Origin of the sequence: Belliella filtrata, assembly GCF_022549775.1 — a bacterium.
GTDB classification, from domain to species: domain Bacteria; phylum Bacteroidota; class Bacteroidia; order Cytophagales; family Cyclobacteriaceae; genus Belliella; species Belliella filtrata.
The window spans coordinates 1-25,591 of the sequence record NZ_JAKZGP010000063.1 but is presented as its reverse complement, the minus strand read 5'-3'; the positions used below and the strand labels follow the sequence as shown (position 1 = coordinate 25,591).

Annotated in this window: 20 protein-coding genes; 8 read left to right on the top strand and 12 right to left on the bottom strand. The window is 36.1% G+C overall.

What is annotated here, in order from left to right; all coding sequences use genetic code 11:
- Positions 1 to 126: 126 nt before the first annotated feature.
- The 5 genes from MM239_RS17560 to MM239_RS17540 form a co-directional block, all read right to left on the bottom strand.
- Positions 127 to 1,740 carry a toxin-antitoxin system YwqK family antitoxin gene (locus MM239_RS17560; protein ID WP_241349553.1) on the bottom strand — a complete coding sequence of 538 codons (1,614 nt, stop codon included), beginning with the start codon at positions 1,738 to 1,740 and terminating at the stop codon, positions 127 to 129.
- Between the two features lie 141 nt (positions 1,741 to 1,881).
- Positions 1,882 to 2,439 (bottom strand): hypothetical protein, encoded by a 558-nt coding sequence (locus MM239_RS17555; protein ID WP_241349552.1) that lies wholly within the window; start codon positions 2,437 to 2,439, stop codon positions 1,882 to 1,884.
- Positions 2,440 to 2,442: 3 nt separating this feature from the next.
- Entirely contained in the window at positions 2,443 to 3,441 is a 999-nt protein-coding gene (locus MM239_RS17550; protein ID WP_241349551.1) for a 3-oxoacyl-ACP synthase III family protein, read from the bottom strand.
- A 203-nt stretch (positions 3,442 to 3,644) separates the two neighbouring features.
- Positions 3,645 to 4,343, bottom strand: coding sequence for an SOS response-associated peptidase (locus MM239_RS17545; protein WP_241349550.1), 699 nt, complete (start codon positions 4,341 to 4,343; stop codon positions 3,645 to 3,647).
- Positions 4,344 to 4,371: 28 nt separating this feature from the next.
- On the bottom strand, positions 4,372 to 5,331 hold the full coding sequence (locus MM239_RS17540) for a YheT family hydrolase (RefSeq protein WP_241349549.1): 960 nt from the start codon (positions 5,329 to 5,331) through the stop codon (positions 4,372 to 4,374).
- A gap of 123 nt (positions 5,332 to 5,454) precedes the next feature.
- Here MM239_RS17540 and MM239_RS17535 point away from each other — a divergent pair, with 123 nt between their 5' ends.
- The 3 genes from MM239_RS17535 to MM239_RS17525 all read left to right on the top strand — a co-directional run bounded on the left by MM239_RS17535 (position 5,455) and on the right by MM239_RS17525 (position 9,604).
- Positions 5,455 to 7,164 (top strand): pyruvate dehydrogenase complex dihydrolipoamide acetyltransferase, encoded by a 1,710-nt coding sequence (locus tag MM239_RS17535; RefSeq protein WP_241349548.1) that lies wholly within the window; start codon positions 5,455 to 5,457, stop codon positions 7,162 to 7,164.
- 400 nt (positions 7,165 to 7,564) lie between these two features.
- Positions 7,565 to 8,113: an ATP-dependent protease subunit HslV gene (gene hslV / locus MM239_RS17530; protein ID WP_241349547.1), complete on the top strand. Its 549-nt coding sequence runs from the start codon at positions 7,565 to 7,567 to the stop codon at positions 8,111 to 8,113.
- Between the two features lie 240 nt (positions 8,114 to 8,353).
- The gene (locus tag MM239_RS17525; protein ID WP_449495063.1) at positions 8,354 to 9,604 is read left to right on the top strand and encodes a type IX secretion system plug protein; all 1,251 of its coding nucleotides are present in this window, start codon (positions 8,354 to 8,356) and stop codon (positions 9,602 to 9,604) included.
- A gap of 123 nt (positions 9,605 to 9,727) precedes the next feature.
- Here MM239_RS17525 and cas6 read toward each other — a convergent pair whose 3' ends face one another.
- The 5 genes from cas6 to MM239_RS17500 form a co-directional block, all read right to left on the bottom strand.
- Positions 9,728 to 10,606, bottom strand: a complete 879-nt coding sequence (gene cas6 / locus MM239_RS17520) for a CRISPR-associated endoribonuclease Cas6 (protein WP_241349545.1) — start codon at positions 10,604 to 10,606, stop codon at positions 9,728 to 9,730.
- Positions 10,607 to 10,712: 106 nt separating this feature from the next.
- Positions 10,713 to 11,810, bottom strand: coding sequence for a redox-regulated ATPase YchF (ychF, locus tag MM239_RS17515; protein ID WP_241349544.1), 1,098 nt, complete (start codon positions 11,808 to 11,810; stop codon positions 10,713 to 10,715).
- 10 nt (positions 11,811 to 11,820) lie between these two features.
- Positions 11,821 to 12,903, bottom strand: a complete 1,083-nt coding sequence (locus MM239_RS17510) for an AI-2E family transporter (RefSeq protein ID WP_241349543.1) — start codon at positions 12,901 to 12,903, stop codon at positions 11,821 to 11,823.
- 121 nt (positions 12,904 to 13,024) lie between these two features.
- Positions 13,025 to 13,348 (bottom strand): DUF3276 family protein, encoded by a 324-nt coding sequence (locus MM239_RS17505; protein WP_241296276.1) that lies wholly within the window; start codon positions 13,346 to 13,348, stop codon positions 13,025 to 13,027.
- Between the two features lie 171 nt (positions 13,349 to 13,519).
- Complete coding sequence (locus MM239_RS17500) at positions 13,520 to 13,867, bottom strand: 4Fe-4S binding protein (protein WP_241349542.1); 348 nt, start codon at positions 13,865 to 13,867, stop codon at positions 13,520 to 13,522.
- 152 nt (positions 13,868 to 14,019) lie between these two features.
- On the opposite strand from MM239_RS17500, the gene MM239_RS17495 reads away from it, so the two are divergent.
- The 4 genes from MM239_RS17495 (at position 14,020) to MM239_RS17480 (ending at position 21,995) form a co-directional block, all read left to right on the top strand.
- Positions 14,020 to 15,036, top strand: coding sequence for an acyl-CoA reductase (locus tag MM239_RS17495; RefSeq protein ID WP_241349541.1), 1,017 nt, complete (start codon positions 14,020 to 14,022; stop codon positions 15,034 to 15,036).
- A 262-nt stretch (positions 15,037 to 15,298) separates the two neighbouring features.
- Entirely contained in the window at positions 15,299 to 17,560 is a 2,262-nt protein-coding gene (locus tag MM239_RS17490) for an aconitate hydratase (protein WP_241349540.1), read from the top strand.
- 279 nt (positions 17,561 to 17,839) lie between these two features.
- A complete protein-coding gene (locus MM239_RS17485; RefSeq protein WP_241349539.1) occupies positions 17,840 to 18,883 on the top strand; it encodes a porin in 1,044 nt (347 codons plus the stop codon).
- Between the two features lie 883 nt (positions 18,884 to 19,766).
- The gene (locus MM239_RS17480; protein WP_241349538.1) at positions 19,767 to 21,995 is read left to right on the top strand and encodes a PAS domain-containing hybrid sensor histidine kinase/response regulator; all 2,229 of its coding nucleotides are present in this window, start codon (positions 19,767 to 19,769) and stop codon (positions 21,993 to 21,995) included.
- Here the strand turns inward: MM239_RS17480 and MM239_RS17475 are convergent.
- Entirely contained in the window at positions 21,990 to 22,934 is a 945-nt protein-coding gene (locus MM239_RS17475; protein ID WP_241349537.1) for a tetratricopeptide repeat protein, read from the bottom strand. The two genes, MM239_RS17480 and MM239_RS17475, sit on opposite strands and share 6 nt — an antisense overlap.
- Entirely contained in the window at positions 22,915 to 24,000 is a 1,086-nt protein-coding gene (locus MM239_RS17470; RefSeq protein ID WP_241349536.1) for an AI-2E family transporter, read from the bottom strand. Before MM239_RS17470 ends, MM239_RS17475 begins: the two co-directional genes overlap by 20 nt.
- Before the next feature lie 108 nt (positions 24,001 to 24,108).
- Between MM239_RS17470 and MM239_RS17465 the strand changes: the two genes are divergently transcribed.
- Positions 24,109 to 25,116 carry a cation diffusion facilitator family transporter gene (locus MM239_RS17465; RefSeq protein ID WP_394801519.1) on the top strand — a complete coding sequence of 336 codons (1,008 nt, stop codon included), beginning with the start codon at positions 24,109 to 24,111 and terminating at the stop codon, positions 25,114 to 25,116.
- Positions 25,117 to 25,591: the final 475 nt, after the last annotated feature.

Below are 25,591 nucleotides of genomic sequence, written 5' to 3'. Positions count from 1 at the left end.
AAAAACACAAAAACTGGTTTAATTAAAAAAAAGAATTCCCTGGAAACAGGGTCATGGGAATCCTATGTCTATTTTCTAAAGCAAATTGATCAAACTACTTCAATTATTTAAAATCGGAATTGCTGTCTAATCTTCAAAAATTTTGAACTTTACTTCGTCTTCTGGACCTTTGGGTGGGACTACTTCATCATCTTTGAACACGATCACTTGTTCTAACCTGCCATTCATGTTAAAATACCTCCAATTGCCTTCTTTCTTGCCTTCTGACATTTGCCCTTCTGAAGCAATGCGACCATTTTCGTGAAAATAAGTCCATTTGCCTTCTGGTTTTCCATTGGTATAGTTTCCTTCTGATTCTTTTTTCCCACTGACGTAATAGGTAATTCTTGTACCATTTCCATCTTTAAGCGTGCCCTTATCTAAGGTTTGATTTCCATTGTATGCGAAATAATCTCCGATATTGTTTAGTCGACCATTACTCCAAAACTCTTCTTGGTTAAGGTTTTTGTTATCATAAAATAGCCCCCAAGTACCTTCTTCAAACCCAAAGAAATAACTTCCTACTGATTTCAGTTGCCCCCCGTCATAATAGTAGAACCATTGCCCATGTTCAGAACCTAAATTGTATTCACCTTCTGCGATGAGTATACCTATCTTATTGAAATACTTCCATAAGCCATTTTTTAGATCACTTTTATACTCTCCGATTGAATACAACTCTCCATCTGGAAAGAAATTTCTCCATAAGCCATCCTTTACGCCACCTTTGTATTGACCAGTTACAGATGTAGAGCCATCAGCATGGTATTCCACATATTCACCTACTGGAACTCCGAGCTCATAGGTTTTTCTTTTGGATAGATTTCTGTTTGGGAAAAACTCCTCCCATGTGCCCACTGGGATGTCGTTTTCATACCTTTCTATTCTAGCTACTCTTTTATTTTCATAGTAAAATTTCCACTCTCCAGTCTTATTCCCTTTGTCATCATAGTATTTTTCTGACTCGATTACTTTGGTTCCTGGAAAAAATGCCGTCCATTTTCCAATTTTTCTACCGTTCTTAAATTTACCCTCTTCCCATACTTGATTTCTACCTGCGAAGCGTTTGAAATCACCATCAGGTTTACCATTTACATAGTTTACTTCTGTCATCAAGATGCCCTCAAAGTAATATTCTTGATAGGGTCCGTGTAAAACGTCTTCTTTGTAAGTCTCTTTGATTGCTATGGTTTGCGGTAAATATTCAAAAAATGTGACCCAAACACCATCTTTTTTCCCATTTACATAATTACCTTCCATTTTTACTATTGTGGGATCAAAATTTGATGCCTTGTTATTTTTGGGAAAATACTCTTTGTAAGGCCCTACAGGTAAACTGTCCTTAAAAACAAGCTCTAATCTTGGGTTCCCATATACGTCAAATTCTCTAAAAGGCCCATTGAGTCTATCATCTTTGTACTCAGCCTCTATTCTTTTGATTTTTCCATCATGATAGGCTATAGCTTTGCCATTTCTTTTACCAGAATCAAAATTTGTCGTTTGAAGTAGAACTCCAGTCTTAGGGTTTTCAAACTTCCATAGACCATCCATTCTGTTGTCTTTCATAACTCCTGTACCGGCAAAGGTGGAGTCTGTATTGTAAACGGTTACAACCGATTGGGCGAAAATGAAAACTGGCGTAAGAAAAAGAATAATTGAAGCTACGTAGTTTTTTAGTTTGTTTGATCTATAGATTTCCATATTTCGGAGTTATTTCATTTAAGCTATCAAAGTTTCAATTGAATATTCAAAATGAAAGTTTGCTGATGTTTTACGTTTTGTAAATACGATAATTATACTAATCGGTTCTAAATTACGTTAAATTCGATACAAATTGAAGGTTTAATTATATAAATCTAAGAGTGTTTGAATTGTTTCGATACAATCATTTTTAATTTGATCAATTGAGTTCCACTGAATTGCCCTGTAGATAACAAAATTTTGTTTGCCTTTGATACAAGCTTGGATACTATCTGAAGTTAGTGCTGTGTCTTTTGAAAAATGATCTTTATAATCAAAAACTCCAGATCCAAACCCTACATGGAAAAATTTCAGTCTTTCTAAATACTCAACTTTTAAGTTAAGCCAATGCTGAACCCCAACATGGAAAACTACATATAGGCCATTTCCCCACCAGTTTAATAGCCTAATATTGCTACCTGTCAAAGGGTCGAAATTTCTAAATATGTCTAAAACTTGGTACGGTGTGCCATTTAGGTTCCAGCCTTGACTTACTTTAGTGCCTTTCGAATCCGACTTGATAGTTTTGAGAATAGATTGTGGGAATTCGTTTGCAATAGCTGTAAAGAGGTCAATGAAAAGTTGTTTTTGGGAATAAATTCTCTCAAATAACTCTTCCTTTCCGATAATATTTAGGTCTATAGCATGTGTCTCATTCATACTTTACCAATTCAGGAGTGCTGAGGCCCAGGTAAAACCACTACCGAATGCAGCCAAGCAGATAAGGTCACCCTCTTTTAATTTTCCCTGCTCCCAAGCTTCACTAAGTGCTATTGGAATGGTTGCTGCAGTGGTATTTCCTAATTTCATGATGTTGTTGAAAACTTTTTCATCAGGCAATCCCATTTTTTGCTGAATATAGTTACTGATTCTCAAATTTGCCTGATGAGGAACAAGAAGATCTATAGCGGATTGATCAAGGCTGTTGGCCGCTAATGCTTCTTGAATCACCTCGTGAAATCTTACAACAGCATGTTTGAATACTGTGTTTCCATTCATGAACATTTTGAAACTAGGTTGATCTACTATTTCTGGTGAAAGTCTAACTTCACGACTGCTACCAGGATCTTTTAAATATAATTCTTCAGCAAAATCACCATCTGCATGCAAGTGGGTGGATAGTATTCCGTGCTGATTTTCTTCAACTGCTTTTAGGATAGCGGCTCCCGCACCATCAGCAAAAATCACAGCACTTGATCTTCCTTCATCAGATTTGTCCAATGCTGAAGATTGGATCTCAGCACCGACGACAAGTACTGTTTTATACATTCCAGTTTTGATGAATTGGTCAGCTACCGAAAGTGCATAGATGAATCCTGAACAAGCATTTCTTACATCTAATGCAGGCACACCTTGAATCCCTAATTCTCTTTGTAAAAGGACACCATTTCCAGGTACAAAATAATCTGGAGTAATGGTTGCAAATACGATGAAATCAATATCCTTTGCTGATATCCCAGCTCTTTTTATGGCAAGATTAGATGCGGCGAGAGACATGCTGGTTACGGTATCTTTACCTGGTGTAAACCATCTTCTTTCTTCAATTCCAGTTCTTTCTACAATCCATTCATTGTTGGTGTTCATGATACCAGAAAGGTATTCATTAGTAATTACCTGGTCTGGTACAAAATGTCCTACTCCTACAATTCTCGATTTTTTCATAAAAATTCAAATTATTTGGTTTTTTGGGTACTAAATACTCATTCATGAGTTTTAAAACTCATGAACATCAATATGGTTTATTTTCTACTGAATCAAATAGCAGTTCTATGCGAATTGTATTTCAAAATTACTCAAAGCGTTTTAAAAATTACAAATTCAATACTGACTTTACAAAAATACAAAAAGGATTATGGCTTTAAACTTTAACCAAACAATGTATAATTCCCAAATTGATCCATGGGTGAGGTTTTTCTTAACACAGCAGGATTATCATTTACTATTTGATTTACAAGAGGTGAGACAGTATAAGAAACCATTTCATCGGCAGGATAAGGAATAAGTAATTTTTGTAAATCCTCTAAGGTGCTATACTTGTCAAGCCATTTTTTCTCATTTTCTCTACTGATGATTACAGGCATTCTGTCATGAACGTCCTTTACTATTTTATTGGCCTCTGTTGTTAGTATTAGAAAAGTGTGGTTAGTTTCTCCATTTTCATTTTCATATTCTTCCCATATACCAGCAAAAGCGAAGAGGCTTTCGTCGTGCATTGTAAATCTATAGGGTGTAATGGTTTTTTTTCCGAGTCTTTTCCATTCATAAAACCCATCTGCAGGAATAAGACATCTTCGTTTTTCAAAAGATGATTTGAATGATACTTTTTGATGAACCGTATCAGCACGAGCATTGATCAGTTTTTGAGATACAGCCTTGTTCTTTGCAAAGTCAGGAGTAATGCCCCAATAGAAAAAGGAAAACCCTTTTGGACTATCTGAAGTCAAAACGGGTAGCAGTTGTGTAGGAGCAATATTGTACCTTGGACTGAAGTCTGTAAGAATTTCAGCTTGAAATCTTTCCTCTAATGCAATTTTACTTTTATTTAGTGAATATCTGCCGCACATAGTTTTGACTTATAATTGATGATGTAAATTACTGATCAGAAGTGATAAATTCAAATGCTCTTTGTTCAGACCAATAAACTTCCTCTGGTTTCCTCGGGCTAAAACCTACGTGGCCTCCATATCGGGGAAATTCCATCCAAGTTGATTGGGAACTGTTGCCTAAAGAGATGGGGAAGCATTTTGAACTGAGAAATGGATCGTTTTGCGCATTAAGTATCAATGTTGGAATGCTTATTTTTTCGATAAAGTACAATGATGAATTTTGTTCATAGTAATCAAGTGCATCTTTGAATCCATGAATTGGCCCTGTAAAAACATCATCAAAATCTTTTAAGGTTTTAATTTTTCTTAGTTTTTCTGGAGAAAGCTGATCAGGGAATACAAAGGATTTTTGCGTTATTTTCTCCTTAAGAGTTTTCAAGAAACGCCTAGCGTACACGATATTTTCACCTGCAGAAATTTTCTCGCAAGAAGATTCTAAGTGTAATGGTACCGAGATAGTGACTGCTCGTTTTAGTTTCGGGTATAGCTGATCTGATTCTCCAAGAAACTTTAAAGTGAGATTTCCTCCTAAACTAAAACCTATAAGATAAATTTCATCATAGCCTATGCTTGCGTGGTCTATTACTGCTTTAAGGTCATATGTGGCGCCAGAGTGGTAAAAAATGAGTTTTTTATTTATTTCTTCACTACAACCTCTAAAGTTCCAGTTTAGTACATCAAAATTATTTTTGAAAAATTGATGAGCCATTCCAATCATGTAAGGTCTCCGACTATTTCCTTCCAAACCATGGCTGATAATCACAAGCTTTTTGGAGCCGCATCTTAACCAATCCAAATCTATAAAGTCATCATCTTCAGTTGTAATGCGTTCTCTTTCAAAAGGTAAGGCGATTGACTTTCTAAAAATACCTGGGATGATTGTTTGCAAGTGACCGTTGAACAACCATTTTGGATTTTGGTAAGAAGAGGATTTTAAAAGAGGCATTTTTGAACGATTCTGATAGATTATCACTTTACAATCATGAAAATACTATTATTAAATTTGAAAAAAGACATTTTAACGACTATTTTTGACCTGCTTAAAATTGACTAGGATACTAATAAACATATGGCCGAAATAATAAGAATGCCCAAGATGAGCGATACCATGGAAGAAGGTGTGATCGCAGCGTGGTTGAAGAAAGTTGGTGATGAAGTGAAACCAGGAGATATCCTCGCAGAGGTGGAGACTGATAAAGCTACCATGGAGTTGGAATCTTACGAAGAAGGTGTTTTGCTTCACATTGGTGTGGAGGAAAAAGATGCAGTTCCAGTAAACGGTGTCATTGCCATCATAGGTGAGAAAGGTGAAGACATTGATGATTTGCTGAAAGAAGCAAATGGAGAGGGGTCTGGCTCAAAAGATGACTCTAAAAAAGAAGAGGAAAAATCTGAGGAGAAGAAATCTGAGGAGAAAGAGGAGAATAAAGATGAGAAAAAGGAGTCAAAGCCAAAATCAGAGAAAATAGATACTTCGGACATCAATGCGACGGTAATTACCATGCCTAAGATGTCTGATACCATGACTGAAGGCGTCATCGCTTCGTGGTTAAAGAAAATAGGTGATGAGGTCAAAGCTGGTGATATTATTGCAGAAGTAGAGACTGATAAGGCTACTATGGAACTTGAGTCTTATGATGATGGAGTTCTTCTTCATATTGGTGTAGAAGCAGGTGATGCAGTAGCCATTGATGGTGTCATTGCTGTGATTGGTGAAAAAGGTGCTGATTATGAAACTTTGCTAAAAGCTCATGAGCAGAATGCTGATGGTGAAGAAGCGCCTGAACCTTCAAAAGAGCAAGAAGAGAAGAGAGAAACAAAGAAAACATCTTCTGAAGATAAACCTAAAGAGAAGAAAAGTGAATCAAGCGTTTCGTCTTCAGGTGGTAGTTCATCAAGCACAACTGCTGATGGAGATCGATTGAAAGCTTCACCTTTGGCTAAAAAATTAGCTTCTGACAAAGGGATAGATATAGCACAAGTTAAGGGTTCCGGTGAAGGAGGAAGAATCATCAAACGAGATGTAGAAAACTTTACTCCAGCCCCAGCACAAGCTGCGACTGCTTTGGATTCTCCAGCAGCACCATCTGTTGGTCAAGAATCTTTTAAGGAAGAGAAAGTATCACAGATGCGTAAAGTAATAGCTAAGAGATTAGCAGAGAGTAAATTTACTGCGCCACACTTCTACTTGACCATGGAAATCAACATGGACAAAGCCATCGAGGCAAGAAAGAGCATGAATGAAGTAGCGCCAGTGAAGATATCATTCAACGATATGGTGATCAAAGCGGCTGCGGCAGCTTTGCGTCAGCATCCAAAAGTGAATTCTTCTTGGTTAGGTGATAAGATTCGATACAATGATCATATTCATATAGGTATGGCGGTAGCTGTAGAAGAGGGACTTTTGGTACCAGTGATCAGGTTTGCTGACTCAAAATCACTCTCTCAAATTTCTAATGAAGCAAAATCGCTTGGTGGAAAAGCAAAAAACAAAGAGTTACAACCAAAGGATTGGGAAGGTAATACCTTTACTATATCAAACTTAGGAATGTTTGGTATTGAGGAGTTTACAGCGATCATCAATCCGCCAGATGCATGTATTCTAGCCGTAGGAGGGATCAAAGAAACAGTGGTAGTGAAAAATGGTCAGATGCAAGTAGGTAACGTAATGAAGGTAACTTTGTCATGCGACCATAGAGTAGTAGACGGTGCAGTAGGTTCTGCATTTTTACTTACGCTAAAAGGATTATTGGAAGATCCAGTTAGAATTTTGATTTAATAGTTCTAAAATATAAATTACATCATGTCAAAAAGTCCTGTTTTTCGGGACTTTTTGCATTTAGTATGGTTATTGAAGAAAGTCAGTATATATGCTTTTCAAAATAAATTTGAAATACCTTATAACCCTCAATTTATTGCAAAAATCGATTGATTTATAGCAGGGTAAGTGATTAAGATTTTAATGTATGATTTCTAAAAACTGATTGGTGAACAATGAAAACCTAAATGGTTTGCGGACTTGAGGAATTATAATTCTCTCCAAAAGTAAATATTTAATGTTAAATTAAATATCAAATTTATTTCCATCATTTCATCGAGGGCATAACTTGTCAGCGATGGTGGAATTCAAATTATTTCATCCTTAGTTAAAAACAAAATTTCAATTATCTCAAATAAAAATGGAAAAAATCAAAGCAACCACCGTAGTCGCAATTAAGCATAATGGAGAAGTGGTAATAGGAGCGGATGGTCAGGCGACCATGGGACATACAGTTGCCAAAAGCACAGTTAATAAAGTAAGAAGATTACAAGGAGGTAAAATCGTCACGGGCTTTGCTGGATCGACAGCAGATGCTTTCACGCTTTTAGAAAAGTTTGAAGAAAAGCTAGGAGCTTATGGTAATAATATGAAAAGAGCAGCTGTAGAGTTGGCGAAAGAATGGAGAATGGATAGGATGCTATCTAAACTTGAGGCGATGATGATCGTAGCAGATTCACAAGATATATTGATAATATCTGGTACGGGAGATGTGATCGAACCTGATATGGAAATAGCCACTATTGGATCAGGAAGTATGTATGCCCAATCTGCTGCCAGGGCTTTGAAGAAATTTGCGCCACAGCTTTCGGCCGAGGAAATGGTAAGAGAGAGTTTAGGTATTGCAGCTGATGTATGCATCTATACCAATCACAATTTGGTGGTGGAGAAGGTGGCAATTGACAAGTAAACTGGTTTGCCGCTGATAAAGTGATTTGGTCTACTTTGAATGTAAGTAGTTGTAGTGTTTCAAATTTTCCTTTTTGGTCTGATTGTTGAAATCACTGAAGAAGTAGGCGTACTTCTTAAATGCTTGTATTCACATTTTGTAAGTGTGATGAATAGGTTAGTTTGATCGCAATGAAGTTATGGCTGATAGGATGCTACCTATATTCGAATTTAAATTAAAGTAAAAATGAAGAACTGTTTAATGATTTTAGTTTTGACTATTGTTTCTATGCGAACATACGGTCAAGACAGTCTCCAAGATCGTGTTTTTGAAGAGAATATACAGTCAGTGAGGCTCTTTCCCCAATCTACAGAGTTTGCCACACAGATGAGTTCTCCTGCAATTTCATTACAAGCCAACACACCGCTTTTACTTTCATTTGATGATATAGCTTTTGATCCAGATATGTATTCAGTAAGATTGATACACTGTGACATGGATTGGACTCCTTCAGATCTCAAGGAGAATGATTATCTTGAGCAATTCAATGAATTCAATATTACAGATTACAATTATTCTATTGATACGCGGATACCCTATATACATTATAATTTTGTGATACCAAGGGTGACCAAGAGTGGGAATTATGTGGTACAAGTCTATAGAGGTCGCGAGCAAGATAAAACTATAATTACAAGAAGGTTTATGGTTTTTGATAACTCGATTCAGGTAGGGGCTAAGGTAGTACCACCTAGCCAAACTGAGTACAGAAGAAAACAACAACAGCTTAACATCAACCTCAATTACAAAGGAAGAGAAGTGCTAGATCCAAGAACTGGATTGCGCGTGGTTATAAGACAAAATCAAAGATGGGATAATATCATCACAGACTTAAAGCCTACTATGGTTAGAGAGGATCTTAAAACTGTTGCCTTTGAACTCTTTGATGGTACCAATGCCTTTTTTGCAGGAAATGAATTTAGATTTGTAGACCTTAGATACGTAAGAGCAAGAGGTAACAATGTAGCTAAAGTTCAGATGGAAGAAGATGTAGTCTATGCGGAGACTATGGTAGAAAAGGCAAGACCATCATCAGCATACTCTCAATATTTAGATATGAATGGCCAATATGTAATCTTTAACTTTGAGAGGCAAAACCATGATCTAGAAGGCGAATATATGTTAGCGACATTTAATTTAAACGCTGAAGGGATTACAGAGACGCCATATTTGGTCGGCGCACTTACCAACTGGGGTAGGGTTCCCGATGCAAAGATGGAGCTAAATAAAAAAACAAATACATATCAAGCAACTTTGCTTTTGAAGCAAGGATGGTATGATTATCAGTTTGCCTACAAAACTGATGAGGGGTGGAACATGTCTCCAATAGAGGGGGATCACTTCGAAACGGAAAATGAATACGAAGTATTGGTCTACTTCAGGGACGTTGGAAGCCGATATGATGAACTAGTAGGGTACAGCAATGTGAACCCGAATAAGCGTAGGTTGTGATTTTAAGAGGTATTTAAAGCATCTGTTCAAAGAAAAGAAGTAGGAGTATCCAAAATTTAACCTGAGGAAGAAACAAAAAAAAACCGATCAATTTTGATCGGTTTTTTTAAAGCTTTTGTGTGATTAAGCTATTTCTTCTGAGTCTTCTCCTTCTGAGTCTTGAGATTTTGTTCTTTCCTGATGTGCTTTGTAAGGAATGAAACCTTCTCTTTTAAACTTATAAGGTTCAGTTCTTTGGTTAGGAGCATGGTTTGCAAGGTCAAGCATACCAAATCCTTTGTGGGTAAATGCACCCAAACCACATTTGAACACGAAATCCTGTACTTCTGGAGCAGCATAAAGCGTAAAAGGTAATGTATACCCCCTCACTTCATATTTGACATCCATGTCATATACAGAATAAATTCTAGCAAATTTCTTTTGCTGTTCTCTGAGCTTATTTACATAATTCATATCAGGTACAACCTGGAACTTGTAGAATGACTCCATTTGCTCTTGTGAATACCAACCAGATCTTTCCATTCTGGTCAAGGTAGATTCATAAAGTAAGTCCGAGAATTCATCAGAATCTGGATTTATAAATCTTTTACCTGATTCATCATTAAATGATGGTGTAAGTAATACAAGTGGGGAGATACATACGAACTTGTTCGAAGGCTCCAATTCTGGTTCAGTTTCTACCTCTGTATACTCAGGGGAGATCACTAAATTTCCTAACTCAATCTTCGGCGTAGCAAATACTTGTTCAAGCAGGTAGTCCATGAATTCTTCATTGGGTGATGAAAGCACTAAGGTGACTAAACTTGAGTAATAGTGTAAGCCGCTTCTACTTACCTTGGTCTGACCTTTAAGACCAGAGAAGTTGAAGTAATTGTAGTTAAAAAATTCCTCACGGCCACCTTTTACGATAAGACCTTTAAGGAATTGTGCCAGAATGTACTGGTGATGAAAGGGTAAGTAAGCTCCTTTGTTTTTTAAGGAAAATATTAATCTTATTCTCACGGTTTTTAAAAATAAATTTTAAACAATTATTTAACTTTAATTGGCTTTTAATTATGTGTTTTATTTTAATCTTCTTGCAAAAGTACAAATTTTTTTCAAAGTTCTATCATACATTGAACCTAAAATGCATTATATCACCATCATGCACTACATATTCTTTGCCTTCTATTGCAATTTTCCCATTTTCTCTACATGCAGCTTCTGATTTGAACTTTTCGTAGTCGCTAAGCTTGATTACTTCAGCTTTGATAAATCCTCTTTCGAAATCAGTATGAATCACTCCAGCGGCTTGTGGTGCTTTCCATCCTTTTTTGATAGTCCATGCCCTCACTTCTTGAACACCTGCCGTAAAGTAAGTAATCAAATCCAATAGATCATACGCTGCTGCGATAAGTCTATTAAGACCACTTTCTTCTAAACCATACTCAGAAAGGAACATTGCTTTTTCATCGGCATCATCAAATTCTGCGATTTGTGACTCTAGAGCAGCACAAAGAACAATAACTTCAGCATTTTCTTCTTTGACTTTTTCTCTCAGTTGTTCCACAAACTCATTGCCAGACTGAATACTTCCTTCATCTACATTAGCGACATACAACACTGGCTTTATTGTCAATAAATGCAAATCTCTAACAGCTTCTAGGTCTTCTTTTTCTACTTCAACTGACCTTGCATTTTTACCATCGATCAATGCCTGTTTGAATTTCTGAAGTATTTCAAGTTCTTTTCTGGCTTTTGCATCTCCAGATTTTGCTATTTTTTCCAATCGCTGAATCTTCTTCTCTACAGATTCGAGGTCTTTTAGCTGCAACTCTGTATCTATTACTTCTTTGTCAAAGACTGGATCAACTCCACCTGCGACATGCACGATATTCTCATCATCAAAACACCTTATCACATGAATGACCGCATCTACTTCCCTGATGTTTGCCAAAAACTTGTTGCCAAGTCCTTCACCTTTACTGGCTCCTTTTACCAGTCCAGCGATATCTACAAATTCTATCACTGTAGGCATCACACGCTGAGGGTTGACTAACTGTTCAAGTATTTGTAGTCTTCTGTCAGGTACTGTTACCACACCCACATTGGGTTCGATAGTACAAAATGGGAAATTCGCTGCTTCTGCTTTTGCACTTGAGATCGCATTGAATAAAGTAGATTTACCAACGTTGGGTAAACCAACGATACCGCACTGTAATGCCATTATTTGATTTTTATAATTTGAATATTTTATACTCCCTGTACCCCTTAAAGAACTCCATGATTGAAACTCTAAAAACTGTGTAAACAGGTATTGCAAAAACCATCCCAGTAATCCCGGCGATTTTTGCACCTGCAAAGATAACAACAAATATTTCAAGTGGATGAGCTTTTACAGATTTAGAGAATATTAAAGGTTGTAAAAGAATATTGTCAGTGAGTTGAACGACAGAAAACACGGATAAGATTTTGATCACAAAGAGCCAAATTTCATTCCCTTCTCCAAAACTGCCAGTCGTCACACCTACTAAAACGCCAAAAGTTGCACCTAGCAATGGGCCTGCATAAGGGATTAAATTGGCTATGGCAGCAAAAAATGCGATTGTAAGCGCATATTCTACTCCCATGATGGTGAGCCCAATGGATGCTATAGAGAAAATCGCTGAAATTTGGATTAATAATCCGATCAAATAATTTGATAGTAGTCTTTCTACCTTGTTGAAAGTGGATACATATAGTTCAAAATAAGCATTTGGAACTAAATTGATAATATTTCGCCTTAATAATCCATTTTCCAAAAGCAGGAAGAAGGTTATAAATACTATAGCCATGGTTCCAACCAAAAATGTACTTGTGGTGTTGAGAATTGTATTTACTATGGTCTGAATACTGATGAAATTGAAGTTTGAAATGAGGTTTTCTCTAACCTGTGTAATTAGAAATCCAGGTTCATTTTCAATCAATTTGTACCTAAGTAGAATGTCTTCCAATTTACCAGCTGGATTTTGGATTTGCTCATAAATCAAATCCATATCATAAGTAGCAATCAGTTGAATCTGTTTTGATAAGAGTGGAATGAACAAAAAACCAACTATAATAAAAAATGTAATCACTACAGTGAAAGAAATAAATATGGAAAACCACCTTGGTACATGCCTTCCAAGTAAATGAATCGAGCTAATTCTATTTGTTAGCGGTCTTAGTACCGCAGCAAGGATGATGGAAATAAGAAAGTAAAAAGTGATATTAGAGAAATACCAGCCTATGATAAAAAATAGGATGGTAAATAAGCTTATGTATAGAATGAGCTTTTTCATTTTATAAAGAAAAAGGAGAAAGGTACATTAAGGTGAATTCTGACCATAATACTAAATATAGTCAAAATTTAACTTCTTTTGTATCTTTCTCCAAAAATGAGTCAATAAACTAAAGTAGATATTAATCCCATTTTAGTTCGTCATCATACTCAGATTCTTCTTGATCAAATTGCGAGAAATCCACTTCAGGCATCAAATCTGTCTTAACATGTTCTACAGTATTCTGAAGTGCCTCTAAGAATTTACCGAAATCTTCTTTATAAAGAAAAATCTTATGCTTTTCAAAAGAAAATGAATCTCCATTCACTCTTCTCTTACTTTCGGTAATCGTAAGGTAGTAATCGTTTGACCTAGTTGATTTTACGTCAAAGAAATAAGTCCTTTTTCCCGCTTTTACTCTTTTAGAGAAGATTTCTTCTCTGTCATTTCCTCTGTTGTCTTCCACAGCCCTAATTTTAATGTTGTAGTATTTAAGCAATTAAATCGGGAGACAATTTAAATCAATAAACAAGAAAAATTCAAGCCTATCATCAGATTTTTTAAATATATGTATAGAATTTTATAACAAAACCCTCAAAAACAGGCATAAAATAAAATAAGAGAGGTAATCCCTCTCTTATTCTCCATGCATAAATTCTTTCTTTGCAAGTAATTCCTCTTCACTTTCTCGGTGGTCGGGATCATCTACGCAGCAATCAACTGGACAAACAGCCGCACATTGAGGCTCTTCATGGAATCCTGTACATTCTGTACATTTCTCTGTTACGATGTAGTAAAATTCGTCGGAAACTGGTTCTTGCTTTTCAGAAGCATCTATTACTGAACCATCAGGTAGTGTTACTTCTTTTAGTGTAGTACCACCTGCCCAAGTCCATTCAATTCCACCTTCATATATTGCTGTGTTCGGACACTCTGGTTCGCATGCACCACAATTGATGCATTCATCCGTAATCATTATAGCCATTTCTCAATTTATTTTTAAATTCCTACGCAAAATTAATAAGCAATTAACTAACGCACCAAATAAAAGTTGTTGTGCTAATTAATTTATATTCAATCTAGCTAAGCCGTTTTTAACTCTAATTTGGATACCTTTGCAGGCGAAATTACATTAAAATGATTTTAGAAGAAAGAATATTTGCATTTGATCAACTTGGGAAGAGGTTAAGTAACCTTAATGATGAGGAATTTGATGATTTGGCGTGGAGAGTAGAGAACAATAACAGCTGGTTTACAAAAGATCATACCAAGTCTGCATTGGTGGCCTTGTGTTCATTTTTGGAATTGGAGGCTTTGAAAAATTGGATTACAAAATATAGACTGCCAAATGAGGTAAGTCCTAAAAATATTGGAATATTGATGGCAGGAAATGTTCCTGGAGTAGGATTTCATGATCTGCTTTGTGTTTTGATAACTGGTCACAAAGCTCATGTAAAGTTAAGTTCTTCAGATAGTGTCTTTATTAGCTGGATAGTAAAAGAGCTATTGACTATTGAACCCAGGTTTGAGAGCATGGTCAGTTTCGAAGAAATGCTGAAGGGAAAAGATGCTTACATTGCTACAGGGAGTGATAATTCTGCAAGGTACTTTGAGTATTACTTTGGCAAATATCCAAGTATCATCAGAAAGAACAGGACGTCTGTGGCAGTATTGACAGGGCAAGAAACTGACGTGGAGCTATTGAAATTGGGTAAGGATGTCTTTCAGTATTTTGGTTTAGGTTGTCGAAATGTCTCCAAGATTTTTGTTCCTGATAGAACAATTTTGACGAGGTTTTTGGATAATATAAGTAGTTTTCAAATACTTTCAAGTCACCATAAGTATATCAATAATTATGACTACAATAAGTCTATTTATCTTATCAATGGTGAAGAACATTTAGATAATGGCTTTTTGCTTCTTAAAGAAAGCAAAGACTTGGTATCACCTATAGCGGTGCTGTTTTATGAGATTTATGAGGATAATGCTACTCTGGGAAAAGTTCTCAAAGAACAAAGTGACAAAATTCAGTGTATAGTGAGTCAATCAGGTTGGTTTGAAAAAAGTGAACCATTTGGTCAAGCTCAATGTCCAAAATTAGACGATTTTGCTGATGACATAGATACCATTGAATTCTTGATAAACTTGAAATAGTAAGATTGAAAATCACATTTGAGTTTAAAGCATATTCATATCACTAATTTATAAATCTTCGAAATTTTGAACTGAATGGGAAAAGGTGTGACTTTGAAAGTTCTCAATCATACCATGTCTAGAAGGGTAACACCTTTTCTCTGGAGATGATATATATTAATTACCAACACAAATACTATTTTACTTCTATTTAATGGCTATTTTTTTATCTTTGCGAACAATTTAAAAAAACCTTTGTAACATTATAAACCATACATTTCCAATGGCATTTGATATAGAAATGATAAAGGCGGTCTATGAAAAGTATCCATCTAGGATAGCTGCAGCTAGAGCAGCAGTAGGTAGACCACTTACATTGACAGAGAAGATTTTGTACGCACACCTTTCAGAAGGAGAGGCTAATTCAGCCTATGAGAGAGGTGTTTCCTATGTTGATTTTCAGCCTGATAGAGTAGCCATGCAAGATGCAACTGCTCAAATGGCACTTTTACAATTTATGCAAGCAGGAAGAGATCAGGTAGCAGTTCCTTCCACCGTTCATTGTGATCACTTGATCCAAGCAGAAGTAGGAGCTACTCAAGATTTGAATAAGGCTAAGGATAAAAATAGAGAGGTATATGATTTCCTTGCTTCTGTTTCTAATAAATATGGTATTGGTTTTTGGAAGCCAGGAGCAGGTATCATTCACCAAGTAGTATTGGAGAATTATGCTTTTCCAGGTGGTATGATGATCGGTACAGATTCACATACTCCAAATGCAGGTGGACTAGGAATGATTGCCATAGGAGTAGGTGGTGCTGATGCATGTGATGTAATGGCTGGACTTCCTTGGGAGCTAAAGTTTCCAAAGTTGATCGGTGTAAAACTTACAGGTAAGCTATCTGGCTGGACATCTGCCAAAGACGTGATCTTAAAAGTAGCTGGTATCCTAACCGTAAAAGGTGGAACTGGTGCTGTAGTAGAATATTTTGGAGAAGGAGCTAATGCGCTTTCAGCAACTGGGAAAGGTACAATCTGTAACATGGGAGCTGAAATCGGAGCTACAACCTCAATTTTTGGATATGATGAAAAATCAGGAGCATACTTGAGAGGTACAGATCGTGCAGATATAGCTGATTTGGCTGATCAGATCAAAGAACACCTCAATGCAGATGCAGAAGTGTACGAAAGCCCTGAAAAATATTTTGATCAAGTAATTGAAATCAATCTTTCTGAGCTTGAGCCACATGTAAATGGTCCTTTCACGCCGGATTTGGCTTGGCCTTTGTCTAAATTTGCTGCTGCAGTAAAAGAAAATGGATGGCCGGCTAAGTTAGAAGTTGGATTGATAGGATCGTGTACCAACTCGTCCTATGAAGATATCTCAAGAGCTGCTTCTTTGGCTCAACAAGCTGTAGACAAGAAATTGTTGGCCAAATCAGAATATACAATCACACCTGGTTCCGAGCAAGTTCGATTCACTGTAGAGCGTGATGGATTTTTGAATGTTTTTGATAAAATGGGTGGAGTAGTCTTAGCTAATGCATGTGGACCGTGTATTGGTCAGTGGGCTAGACATGGGGCTGAGAAGCAAGAGAAGAACTCAATCATCACTTCATTCAATAGGAACTTTGCAAAGAGAGCGGATGGAAATCCTAATACGCACTCATTTGTAGCTTCTCCAGAGATCGTGACAGCACTTGCTATTGCAGGCGATCTTACTTTCAACCCTATGACTGACTCATTGACAAATGAAGACGGTCAGCAAGTCAAACTTGATGAACCTAAAGGTCTTGAATTGCCTACACAAGGATTTGCTGTGGAAGATGCGGGCTATCAAGCTCCAGCTACAGATGGTTCTTCTGTAGATGTAATAGTAGATCCAAAATCAGAAAGACTTCAATTGCTAGAGCCATTTGCGCCATGGGAAGGAGTTGATTTGAAAGATTTGAAATTGCTTATCAAAGCAAAAGGTAAATGTACTACTGACCATATATCTATGGCTGGACCTTGGTTGAGGTTCAGAGGTCACTTGGATAATATTTCCAATAACATGCTTATTGGGGCAGTCAATTACTTCAATGAGGAGACCAATAAAGTTAAAAATCAACTGAATGGAGAGTATGGAGAAGTTCCAGCTGTCCAAAGACAGTACAAGCTGCATAACATTGGCTCTGTCGTAGTAGGTGATGAAAACTATGGAGAAGGATCCTCAAGAGAGCATGCAGCTATGGAGCCTAGGTTCCTAGGTGTAAGGGCTATTTTGGTGAAGTCTTTTGCTAGAATTCACGAGACCAACTTGAAAAAACAAGGAATGCTTGCATTGACTTTTGCCAATCCTTCTGATTATGATTTGGTACAAGAAAATGACAGCATTGATATCTTAGGTCTTGAATCTTTTGCTCCAGGTGAGCAACTTATAGTAGTGTTCAATCATGCTGATGGAAGTAGCGATGAGATCAAAGTAAATCATACCTACAATGCAGGTCAGATTGAATGGTTCAAAGCAGGTTCAGCACTTAACTTGATCAAGGCAAGTGTCTAACTTGTGATTTTATAAAATTTTATAAAAAGCTGTGGGTGACCACAGCTTTTTTCTTTTCAATAGTTATAGATTTGCGTAATAAAAACTGTAAAACTTATGACTATTCATTCAAAGTGTTTTTGTGCTTGCCGCTCTAAAATTCTTGTTTTTTGCTTAGTAATTATTCCCACGATATCTCTTGCTCAAACTGTAGAGTCTGATGAGCGCGCGTTGATTGAAGTAAAGGAAGGGATTAAGTTTTCAAAGGATTCACTTTTCTTGATGAACCTAAGATTCAGAATGCAAAATAGAGCAGGGTTCAACTCCGTATATTCTGGAACTGACTTGGGGATAGAGCAGTTTGAAATGCGTGTAAGAAGACTAAGGTTGAGGCTTGATGGATATGTTCTGAACCCAAAGTTTCAGTATTATATACAGTTAGCATTTTCAAAAGCTGATATGGATTTAGAAACTGGGAATATAGCCCAACCAGTGAGAGATGCCATCTTGTATTATACAGTAAATGATAATTTGTACTTGGGTTTTGGACAGTCCAAGTTGCCAGGTAATAGAGAAAGAGTAATCAGTTCTGGTAATTTGCAATTCGCAGATAGGTCCATTGTGAATAGCCTTTTCACCTTAGATAGAGACTTTGGATTATTTGGATATTATACTTTACGAACTAGTGGTACTAGTTTATTTTTATTAAAAGGAGCTATTTCTTCAGGTGATGGCAGAAATGCTTCAGCGATCAATAATGGGTTGGCATATACTGGTAGGGTAGAAGCTTTACCTTTTGGAGTTTTTAAGAATAGTGGAGATTATTCAGAAGGCGATTTGGAGTTTGAAGAAAGTCCCAAGCTATCACTAGGGCTTACCTTGTCAGAAAATCAGAAAGCAGTAAGAACAGCTGGTCAATTGGGAGCGGATTTATTTGCCCCACGAAATTTAAGTAGCTTTATAGTAGACGCAATGTTGAAATATAGGGGTTGGGGAGTTATGTCAGAGTATATGCAGAGGTCTACTGACGAGCCTATCACAAGCAATAGTTTGGGGGATATTCGCTATGTAATTGTGGGACATGGTGTGAATACTCACCTTTCTAAAATGATCTCCAGAAAGTCAGAAATGGCATTCAGATATGCTTATGTAGTTCCAAATGAATCTATTTCAGGTTTTCAAGATCGAGTTGATGAAGTCCTATTAGGATATACGCACTATTTGAATGGGCATAGAATAAAAGTTCAGGGTAACCTTGGATATAGATGGCTAGAGGGCTTGTATCAATTAGCTAACTCTGGAAATTCATGGACTGGAATGTTTCAAGTAGAGTTTGGTATATAAGGAAATATGGGGATATATACCAAAGGAACTTTACCAGTAACTACACAAAATACTCATTTAACTTATATGGGATATTGATCGATAGCAATCTACTTGACCAATGAATTGATATCATTCGTAAAAAAGTGAGTAATCAAATATGAGAATAATGAAAGTAAGGATAACTATTTTTTAAGATTATTTTTTCACTTCAATAGAAATCTCTTAAAAGATTAATTTTTCAGTGTTACACTTTATTAATTGTAAAATCTATAAAACGTGTGATCAAATTATGAATAATTTTATTGGTCTAACAATTTTAATTTTTAAATAAATGATAATCAAATAGTTATAGTGATGTAGGTTTGTTATGGCTAATTTTTCCATTAAAGACTATTCTTTTCTTTAAATTTTTAGGTAAATGAGTTAAATCATGTTTAGTACCTATTGACTTTATCGATAAAAGCGTTAAATTTCTGCCCGAATTGCATGGTAATCAGCTGTTTTGGTAAAAAATAGCCAGAAGGAGAATCATTTGTAGGTTTCTTGATGTTCTTTCAATGTGATTAAATATTTATTAAAACTAAGGTTCTTTGAATTTCAATTGCTTATCAATTAAAGACTATGGTTGATGATTTATTATTATTTTTTTCTTCTAATCGATCCAATAAGGTGAGTTGATACGTTTATCCAAAATGCTTTATTTAAAGTAAATCATTAAAAAGTTAAATAAGTACTCAATTTGTATATTTAAAGTTTAATTTGGATTCATATTTGCGTGATCAATGAAAATAGAAAGTGGTAAACGTGATAAAATTAAATACAAAAAGCTTGTTACAAAAAGCAAAAAACTGTATGTTTACGATCGTTTAGAAGATTTATCTATCTAAAGTTTAGTCGATTGATGATAGTTGATCTCAAGTATGTATCTATGAAGGATAGGGGAATTAACAATACTTTCAAGAAAGTAATTTACGAATCTTCGGATATGGTGTTTCTTGCTGACGACACTTATCCGTATAATATATTCTACAGCAATCTTGCTTTTGATAATTCTATCGGTGATTTACTCATGGATAAGAGTTTGGTAGGATTGGGTTTGGATGTGAACAGTTATATCTTCAAGGAAGAGATGTTGATTAGCTTTCAATCCAATGATTATAGGTTTCAAGTTGAACTTCCTAAGGACAATGATGCCAATTATTTTTTATTTTATAATGGAAAGGAAATCAAAAAGCAGGGTCTTCCTGCTCATACTGACATTAACAGTTTTTTTGAATCAGACCTCGATTTGATTGCTATTGGTAAGGAAAATTTTCTTACATGGATAAACCCAACTACCCTTAGAACTTTAGGGTATGCGCAAGAAGAATTAATTAATGTAGACTTATGCCATTTTTTTCATCCTGAAGAATTACATGATTTCCGCAGCAAAATATCAAATTTGAGTAAAGAGAATGGAAGTTGTAATGATTTGATAATTAGGATTCAGAGAAAAGATCAAGTTTATCGTGAAATTTCATGGTCAGTCAAATTCAAAGACGGAAGTTTTTATGCTACTGGTAGAGATGTGACCGAACAAAGAAGCCAGTATCAATTAACCAAAAATGTAACTGAGCTAGTGCCAGGGACGTTTTTTCAGTTTTCAATTGGAGAACTTGGGGAAATTGAAATTCCGTATTTAAGTGCAGGCATTACTGATATTTTAGGCTTAGAAGATTCATCAATTGATCAAGCCATAGATTTTAATTTGATTGTTTCAAAAATTCATCATGAAGATATTGCCCAAGTAATGTCAAGTGCAATGAGCTCTTCAAAATTGAAACAGCCTTGGACCTGTGAGTTTAGACTCAAAACGCTTGGCGACAAGTCATTTAAGTGGCTGAAAGTAAATGCAAAGCTTGCTGATTCTAACAATGGGAAGTTGGATTGGTATGGCTACCTTAGTGATATCTCTGATCAAAAGGAGAAGGAGCAAATGCTTCAGAATCAAAGAGAAATGGCAATAAATTCATCTAAAATAAAGTCTGAATTCTTGTCAACCATAAGCCACGATCTTAGGACTCCACTCAATGCCATCACGGGGTCTATATATAGTTTGTTACAAGAAGTACACACCCCAGCTCAAAAAGCAGCATTTGATACCATAAATTTTTCTGTTGAAAATTTAATCATCATGATAAATGATCTGCTAGATTTTCAGAAACTTGAAGCAGGGAAGTTAAGTTTAGATCCTCAACCTATGGAACTTAGAGAGGTGGTGAGTCACGTAATGAATAGCTTCGAATCTCATGCTGAAGAGTCTAAGAATGCACTTAATCTACATTTTGATCATGCAGCGAATCTTACCGTGCTAGGGGATAAGGTTAGGGTGACACAAATTTTAAATAATTTGATTTCCAATGCCCTTAAGTTTACCAATGAGGGTAGTGTAGATGTCAGCGTAAAGCTTAAATTCAAGACTGAGGACAAATCTTCGATATATTTTGAAGTCAAGGATACAGGTATTGGGATTGCATCAGAAGACGTTGTGAAAATATTTCAAGATTTTGACCAGATTCAGCAGACTTTTAGTAAGAAATATGGAGGAACAGGTCTTGGTTTGTCAATTTCGAAAAAGCTACTCGAGCAAATGGATAGTGAAATCAAGGTAAGTTCAGAATTGGGTAAAGGTTCTGTTTTCTTCTTTGAAATCACTTTTGATAATGTGAAAAATGTGCCTGTGATTGAAAGTTTCCCCATGAAAGTTGAATCCAACCTCGTGCATTCGGTAAACATTTTAATGGCAGAGGACAATGATGTCAATGCTTTAGTATTGGGTAAAATTCTTAAAAAATGGGGGTATGAATTCGAAAGGGTGACCAATGGGCAAGAGGCATTGGATGCCATTCGCAATGGTGAGTTTGATATTGTACTCATGGATATCCAAATGCCAATAATGGATGGATTTCAGTCTACTACAAAGATCAAAGAAGTCTCTAATATCCCAGTAATAGCTCTTACAGCAGCAATAGAACAAGATATATTGAATGAGATCGAGGCCATAGGTTTTGATGAGTATGTTTCTAAGCCTATAGATGCTGAGGAGCTACACAAGAAGATCAATGATATCCTTGCAGTGCCGCATTTATAAACTTCTTGCTTTTACTAGGTATTCATCCACCAGATCCATGTTTGGATCATGATTTTTAGCATCCTCTAAGTATTTGATTGCTGAAGTCTTGTCTCCTTTCAAATAGTAGTAAATTCCCTTGTTTCTCCATGCATACGGGTTTTTAGGGGTTTGTTTTATACTATAATTAATGTCTGCAATAGCCTTTTCTAGTTCATCAAGGTAAAGAAAGTACAATCCTCTATTGTTGTGAAAGAAGGACATCCGTGGGTTCATTTCGATGGCTTTTTCTACCCAATCCAAAGCTTCTTCATAAGCCTCTTTTTCAAATGCAATCATTGACCTAAGGTTATAAATATTTGCTTCTCTAGGATTGGAGTTTTCGGCACTTTCCAATAGCCTTATTGCATTAATATAATCTTTTTGATAGTAATGAATAGTAGCCATATTGACCATTAAGTCAGGATTGTTAGGATTGAAAGCTAGTCCCTGTTCAAATGCTTCCAAGGCAGCTTTATAGTCTTTGAGTCTTTCTTTGGCTAGACCAAGCAAAAAATAAGATTTCCAGCTTTCAGGGCTTATTTTCAATAGGTTTTCTGCATCACTTAAGGCTTTGTAATTTTCTCCATTATCAAGATAGGTCAAGCCCCTTTGGAAATAAGCTGTACTATCGATTGGAGATCCAATGGTGATGATGTTGCTAAAATCTGCAATAGCGGCATCGAGGTTATTCAATCGACTATAGACAATTCCTCTATTGAGCAATGCATCTGCAAAATCTGGATCGATCTTGAGGGCTTCAGTATAAAATTCTGAAGCCCCTTTAAGATCATTTTCTTTTAATTTTTCATTTCCCTTTAGAAAAAATCTGCCTTTTTTGTCTTCTTGAGAAGCACATCCCAGCCATAGAATGGCTGGGATTATAATCCATAAAAGTCTACTAACTTTTTGATTTTTCATTTTCTATTTTTTCTTTTTCCTCACCTAACAACAATGCAAATGGCCTTGTGGATTCGTCAAGCTCAAATATTTTTCTCAAAACTGCCAAGGTAGGAATGATCATAATCATACCTATCACACCCCAAATTGAGGCACCTACAAGCAACCCTATGAACGTAATAAAGGCATTCAAATTTACATTACTTCCTACAATTTTTGGTGTAAGGAAATTACTTTCTATCAGCTGAATAATCATAAATGCTGCTACTACCCCAAGCGGGTAGAACAAGCTGTCCTTGGTTAAGAACGCAAAAACCATAGGCAAGATAGCCCCTAGAAATGGGCCTAAGTATGGGATGATATTCAATATGGCAGCAAAGACAGCAAAGAATATGGCGTGCTTAATTCCAAGTCCGAAAAGTACAGCTGAGTTTAACACAGCTAAAATTGCCATTACTTTCACAATACCGACAATATACCTTTGGACTAGCTTTCTTAATTCACGGATTTTACTTTTGATTTCATCTTGATCGTGTTCTTTAAACATGTTAACGATAAATTCTGTCAAGTGATCTCTGTAGATTAGAAAGAAGAAGATGAATACCGGAAGCAATATGATGCCAGACATTGATCCGATGGTGTTGAGTACAAATTCAGCCAAACTTGAACTATTGGACTGTAGGAGTTCTATCCAATGTCCTTTATCTATGCCATCACCTATTCCCGTTTCAACAGCAAAATTATCATATACCCATGAGTCGATATCACTTAGGTAATTATTCAACCTGTCGCCAACATTGTCAAGGTCTCGGGTAAAGCTTGCAACTTGCAAAATCACAAACGTAATAAAACCAGCCGTGACCAAAATAGCTGAGATCAATGAGATGATAGCACTAAACACTCTAGAGAATTTCTTGCTTTCTAACCAATTTCCAAACGGAGTAAGTAAAATTGAAATAAATCCACCCAAAAATAAAGGGATTAAAATACTCTTGCCTACAATCAAAGTGAAAATGATCGCTGCTGTTAGGCATAGGACCAGTAAGGCTTTGATGTAGGATGGAAGTTTGATAGGTGTCTGTTCCATAAAGTTGTTTTGTTTGTTTTTTGATTTTTCTGTTCAATATTATTAAAAATCGGCAGTTTTCAATAAAATATATTCTAATTTTGAACTCCAAATATTATACCGTGTCTCGTGAATCAGCAAAAAACAAATTGGATTAGAATTTCTTTTATCGTAAGTGTGGTCTTGCTGATGATTAAATTTTACTCATTCTATATCACGAATTCACTGGCAATTTTGACTGATGCATTGGAGAGTATCGTCAATGTGGTTGCTGCTGGTTTTGCTTCTTACAGTATATACCTAAGTTCACAACCAAAAGATGAAAATCATCCATACGGTCACGGTAAAATTGAATTCTTTAGTGCGGGCATTGAAGGCGTTCTTATAATTTTGGCGGGCTTATTTATTATCTATCAGGCAATTTACAATTTCTTTGTTCCAAATGATCTTGATATGTTGCTAGAGGGGATTTCTTTGATTGCTGTCACTGGCTTGATAAACGGGTTACTTGGTCAAAAGTTGAAAAAGATAGGAAGAAAGATGAATAGCATCACCCTTGAAGCAAATGGGAAGCACCTTCTTACTGATACCATAAGTAGCTTGATTCTTATAAGTGGAGTAGCTATTATTTATTTAACGGGTATAGAAATTTTAGATTCAATTTTATCAATACTTTTTTCTCTTTATATTGTTTATTCTGGCTATGTCCTTATAAGAAAATCTGTAGGTGGATTGATGGATGAAGCTAATCCATTGGCGATCAGTCATACTGTGTCGGTCTTGAATAGCGAGCGAAAACCAGAATGGATCGATATACACAATATGCGCGTTCAGCAGTATGGCGGGGATAGACATATAGACTTACACCTTACCTTACCGTACTATTTCGAGCTGAAAAGAGTCCATGAAGAAGTTGAAAAGGTAGAAGAAGTACTTGAGAATTCTTTTCATGGAGCCATGGAAGTGTTTATTCATTCAGACCCATGCATTCCTGAAAAATGTTGCAAGTATTGTCAATTGACAACTTGTACGGTTCGAAAATATGAATCCACAGCTAAGATAGAATGGACAGCTGAGAACATGGCGAAAAACCAGAAACACTACCATGAATTGACCGAACAAGTTACAAAAGCATAAGAATAAGAGGTGATTTAATTTATTTTAAGACTGAACTTTGTCTTGGAATTGTAACAGGTTAGTTATTAGTTACTTATTATTTTTGTCGAAATTCAAGTTTTATTGCGTGTTTTTATATTTTTTTAATGAAAAAAATGGGTTATTCTTGATTTTCGACATAAAATAATGTATATTCAACAAAAATACAAATATGAACGAGGATAAGCAATTCCGGATACTACTTGCGATTTCGTCAGTAGTTTGGTTAGTCTTGATAGGGTTCATCATAGTACTGTAAAGACTAAAAGCGTTAGGTCTGTTTTGTAACAGTTTCAATAAAAAAAGGATGCAACTCAATGCATCCTTTTTCATTGTGTGCCGTGCATGGTAACTAACTAGGTGGTGAAAGTCCACTGTGGGGGTTTGTAATCGCCAACCACTAGCCAAGAGCAAGGGTGTCCAATGCGAAGTGGAATCTGAAGGAAGCTGGCGGCAA

Excerpts from the sequence above, each read along its gene's own strand:
- MM239_RS17480 (WP_241349538.1), top strand. The coding sequence starts at position 19,767 with ATGATAGTTGATCTCAAGTATGTATCTATGAAGGATAGGGGAATTAAC.
- hslV (WP_241349547.1), top strand. The coding sequence starts at position 7,565 with ATGGAAAAAATCAAAGCAACCACCGTAGTCGCAATTAAGCATAATGGA.
- ychF (WP_241349544.1), bottom strand. The coding sequence starts at position 11,810 with ATGGCATTACAGTGCGGTATCGTTGGTTTACCCAACGTTGGTAAATCT.
- MM239_RS17550 (WP_241349551.1), bottom strand. The coding sequence starts at position 3,441 with ATGAAAAAATCGAGAATTGTAGGAGTAGGACATTTTGTACCAGACCAG.
- MM239_RS17475 (WP_241349537.1), bottom strand. The coding sequence starts at position 22,934 with ATGAAAAATCAAAAAGTTAGTAGACTTTTATGGATTATAATCCCAGCC.
- MM239_RS17495 (WP_241349541.1), top strand. The coding sequence starts at position 14,020 with ATGATTTTAGAAGAAAGAATATTTGCATTTGATCAACTTGGGAAGAGG.
- MM239_RS17540 (WP_241349549.1), bottom strand. The coding sequence starts at position 5,331 with ATGCCTCTTTTAAAATCCTCTTCTTACCAAAATCCAAAATGGTTGTTC.
- MM239_RS17545 (WP_241349550.1), bottom strand. The coding sequence starts at position 4,343 with ATGTGCGGCAGATATTCACTAAATAAAAGTAAAATTGCATTAGAGGAA.
- MM239_RS17485 (WP_241349539.1), top strand. The coding sequence starts at position 17,840 with ATGCAAAATAGAGCAGGGTTCAACTCCGTATATTCTGGAACTGACTTG.
- MM239_RS17510 (WP_241349543.1), bottom strand. The coding sequence starts at position 12,903 with ATGAAAAAGCTCATTCTATACATAAGCTTATTTACCATCCTATTTTTT.
- MM239_RS17470 (WP_241349536.1), bottom strand. The coding sequence starts at position 24,000 with ATGGAACAGACACCTATCAAACTTCCATCCTACATCAAAGCCTTACTG.
- MM239_RS17490 (WP_241349540.1), top strand. The coding sequence starts at position 15,299 with ATGGCATTTGATATAGAAATGATAAAGGCGGTCTATGAAAAGTATCCA.
- MM239_RS17560 (WP_241349553.1), bottom strand. The coding sequence starts at position 1,740 with ATGGAAATCTATAGATCAAACAAACTAAAAAACTACGTAGCTTCAATT.
- MM239_RS17525 (WP_449495063.1), top strand. The coding sequence starts at position 8,354 with ATGATTTTAGTTTTGACTATTGTTTCTATGCGAACATACGGTCAAGAC.
- MM239_RS17535 (WP_241349548.1), top strand. The coding sequence starts at position 5,455 with ATGGCCGAAATAATAAGAATGCCCAAGATGAGCGATACCATGGAAGAA.
- MM239_RS17555 (WP_241349552.1), bottom strand. The coding sequence starts at position 2,439 with ATGAATGAGACACATGCTATAGACCTAAATATTATCGGAAAGGAAGAG.
- MM239_RS17500 (WP_241349542.1), bottom strand. The coding sequence starts at position 13,867 with ATGGCTATAATGATTACGGATGAATGCATCAATTGTGGTGCATGCGAA.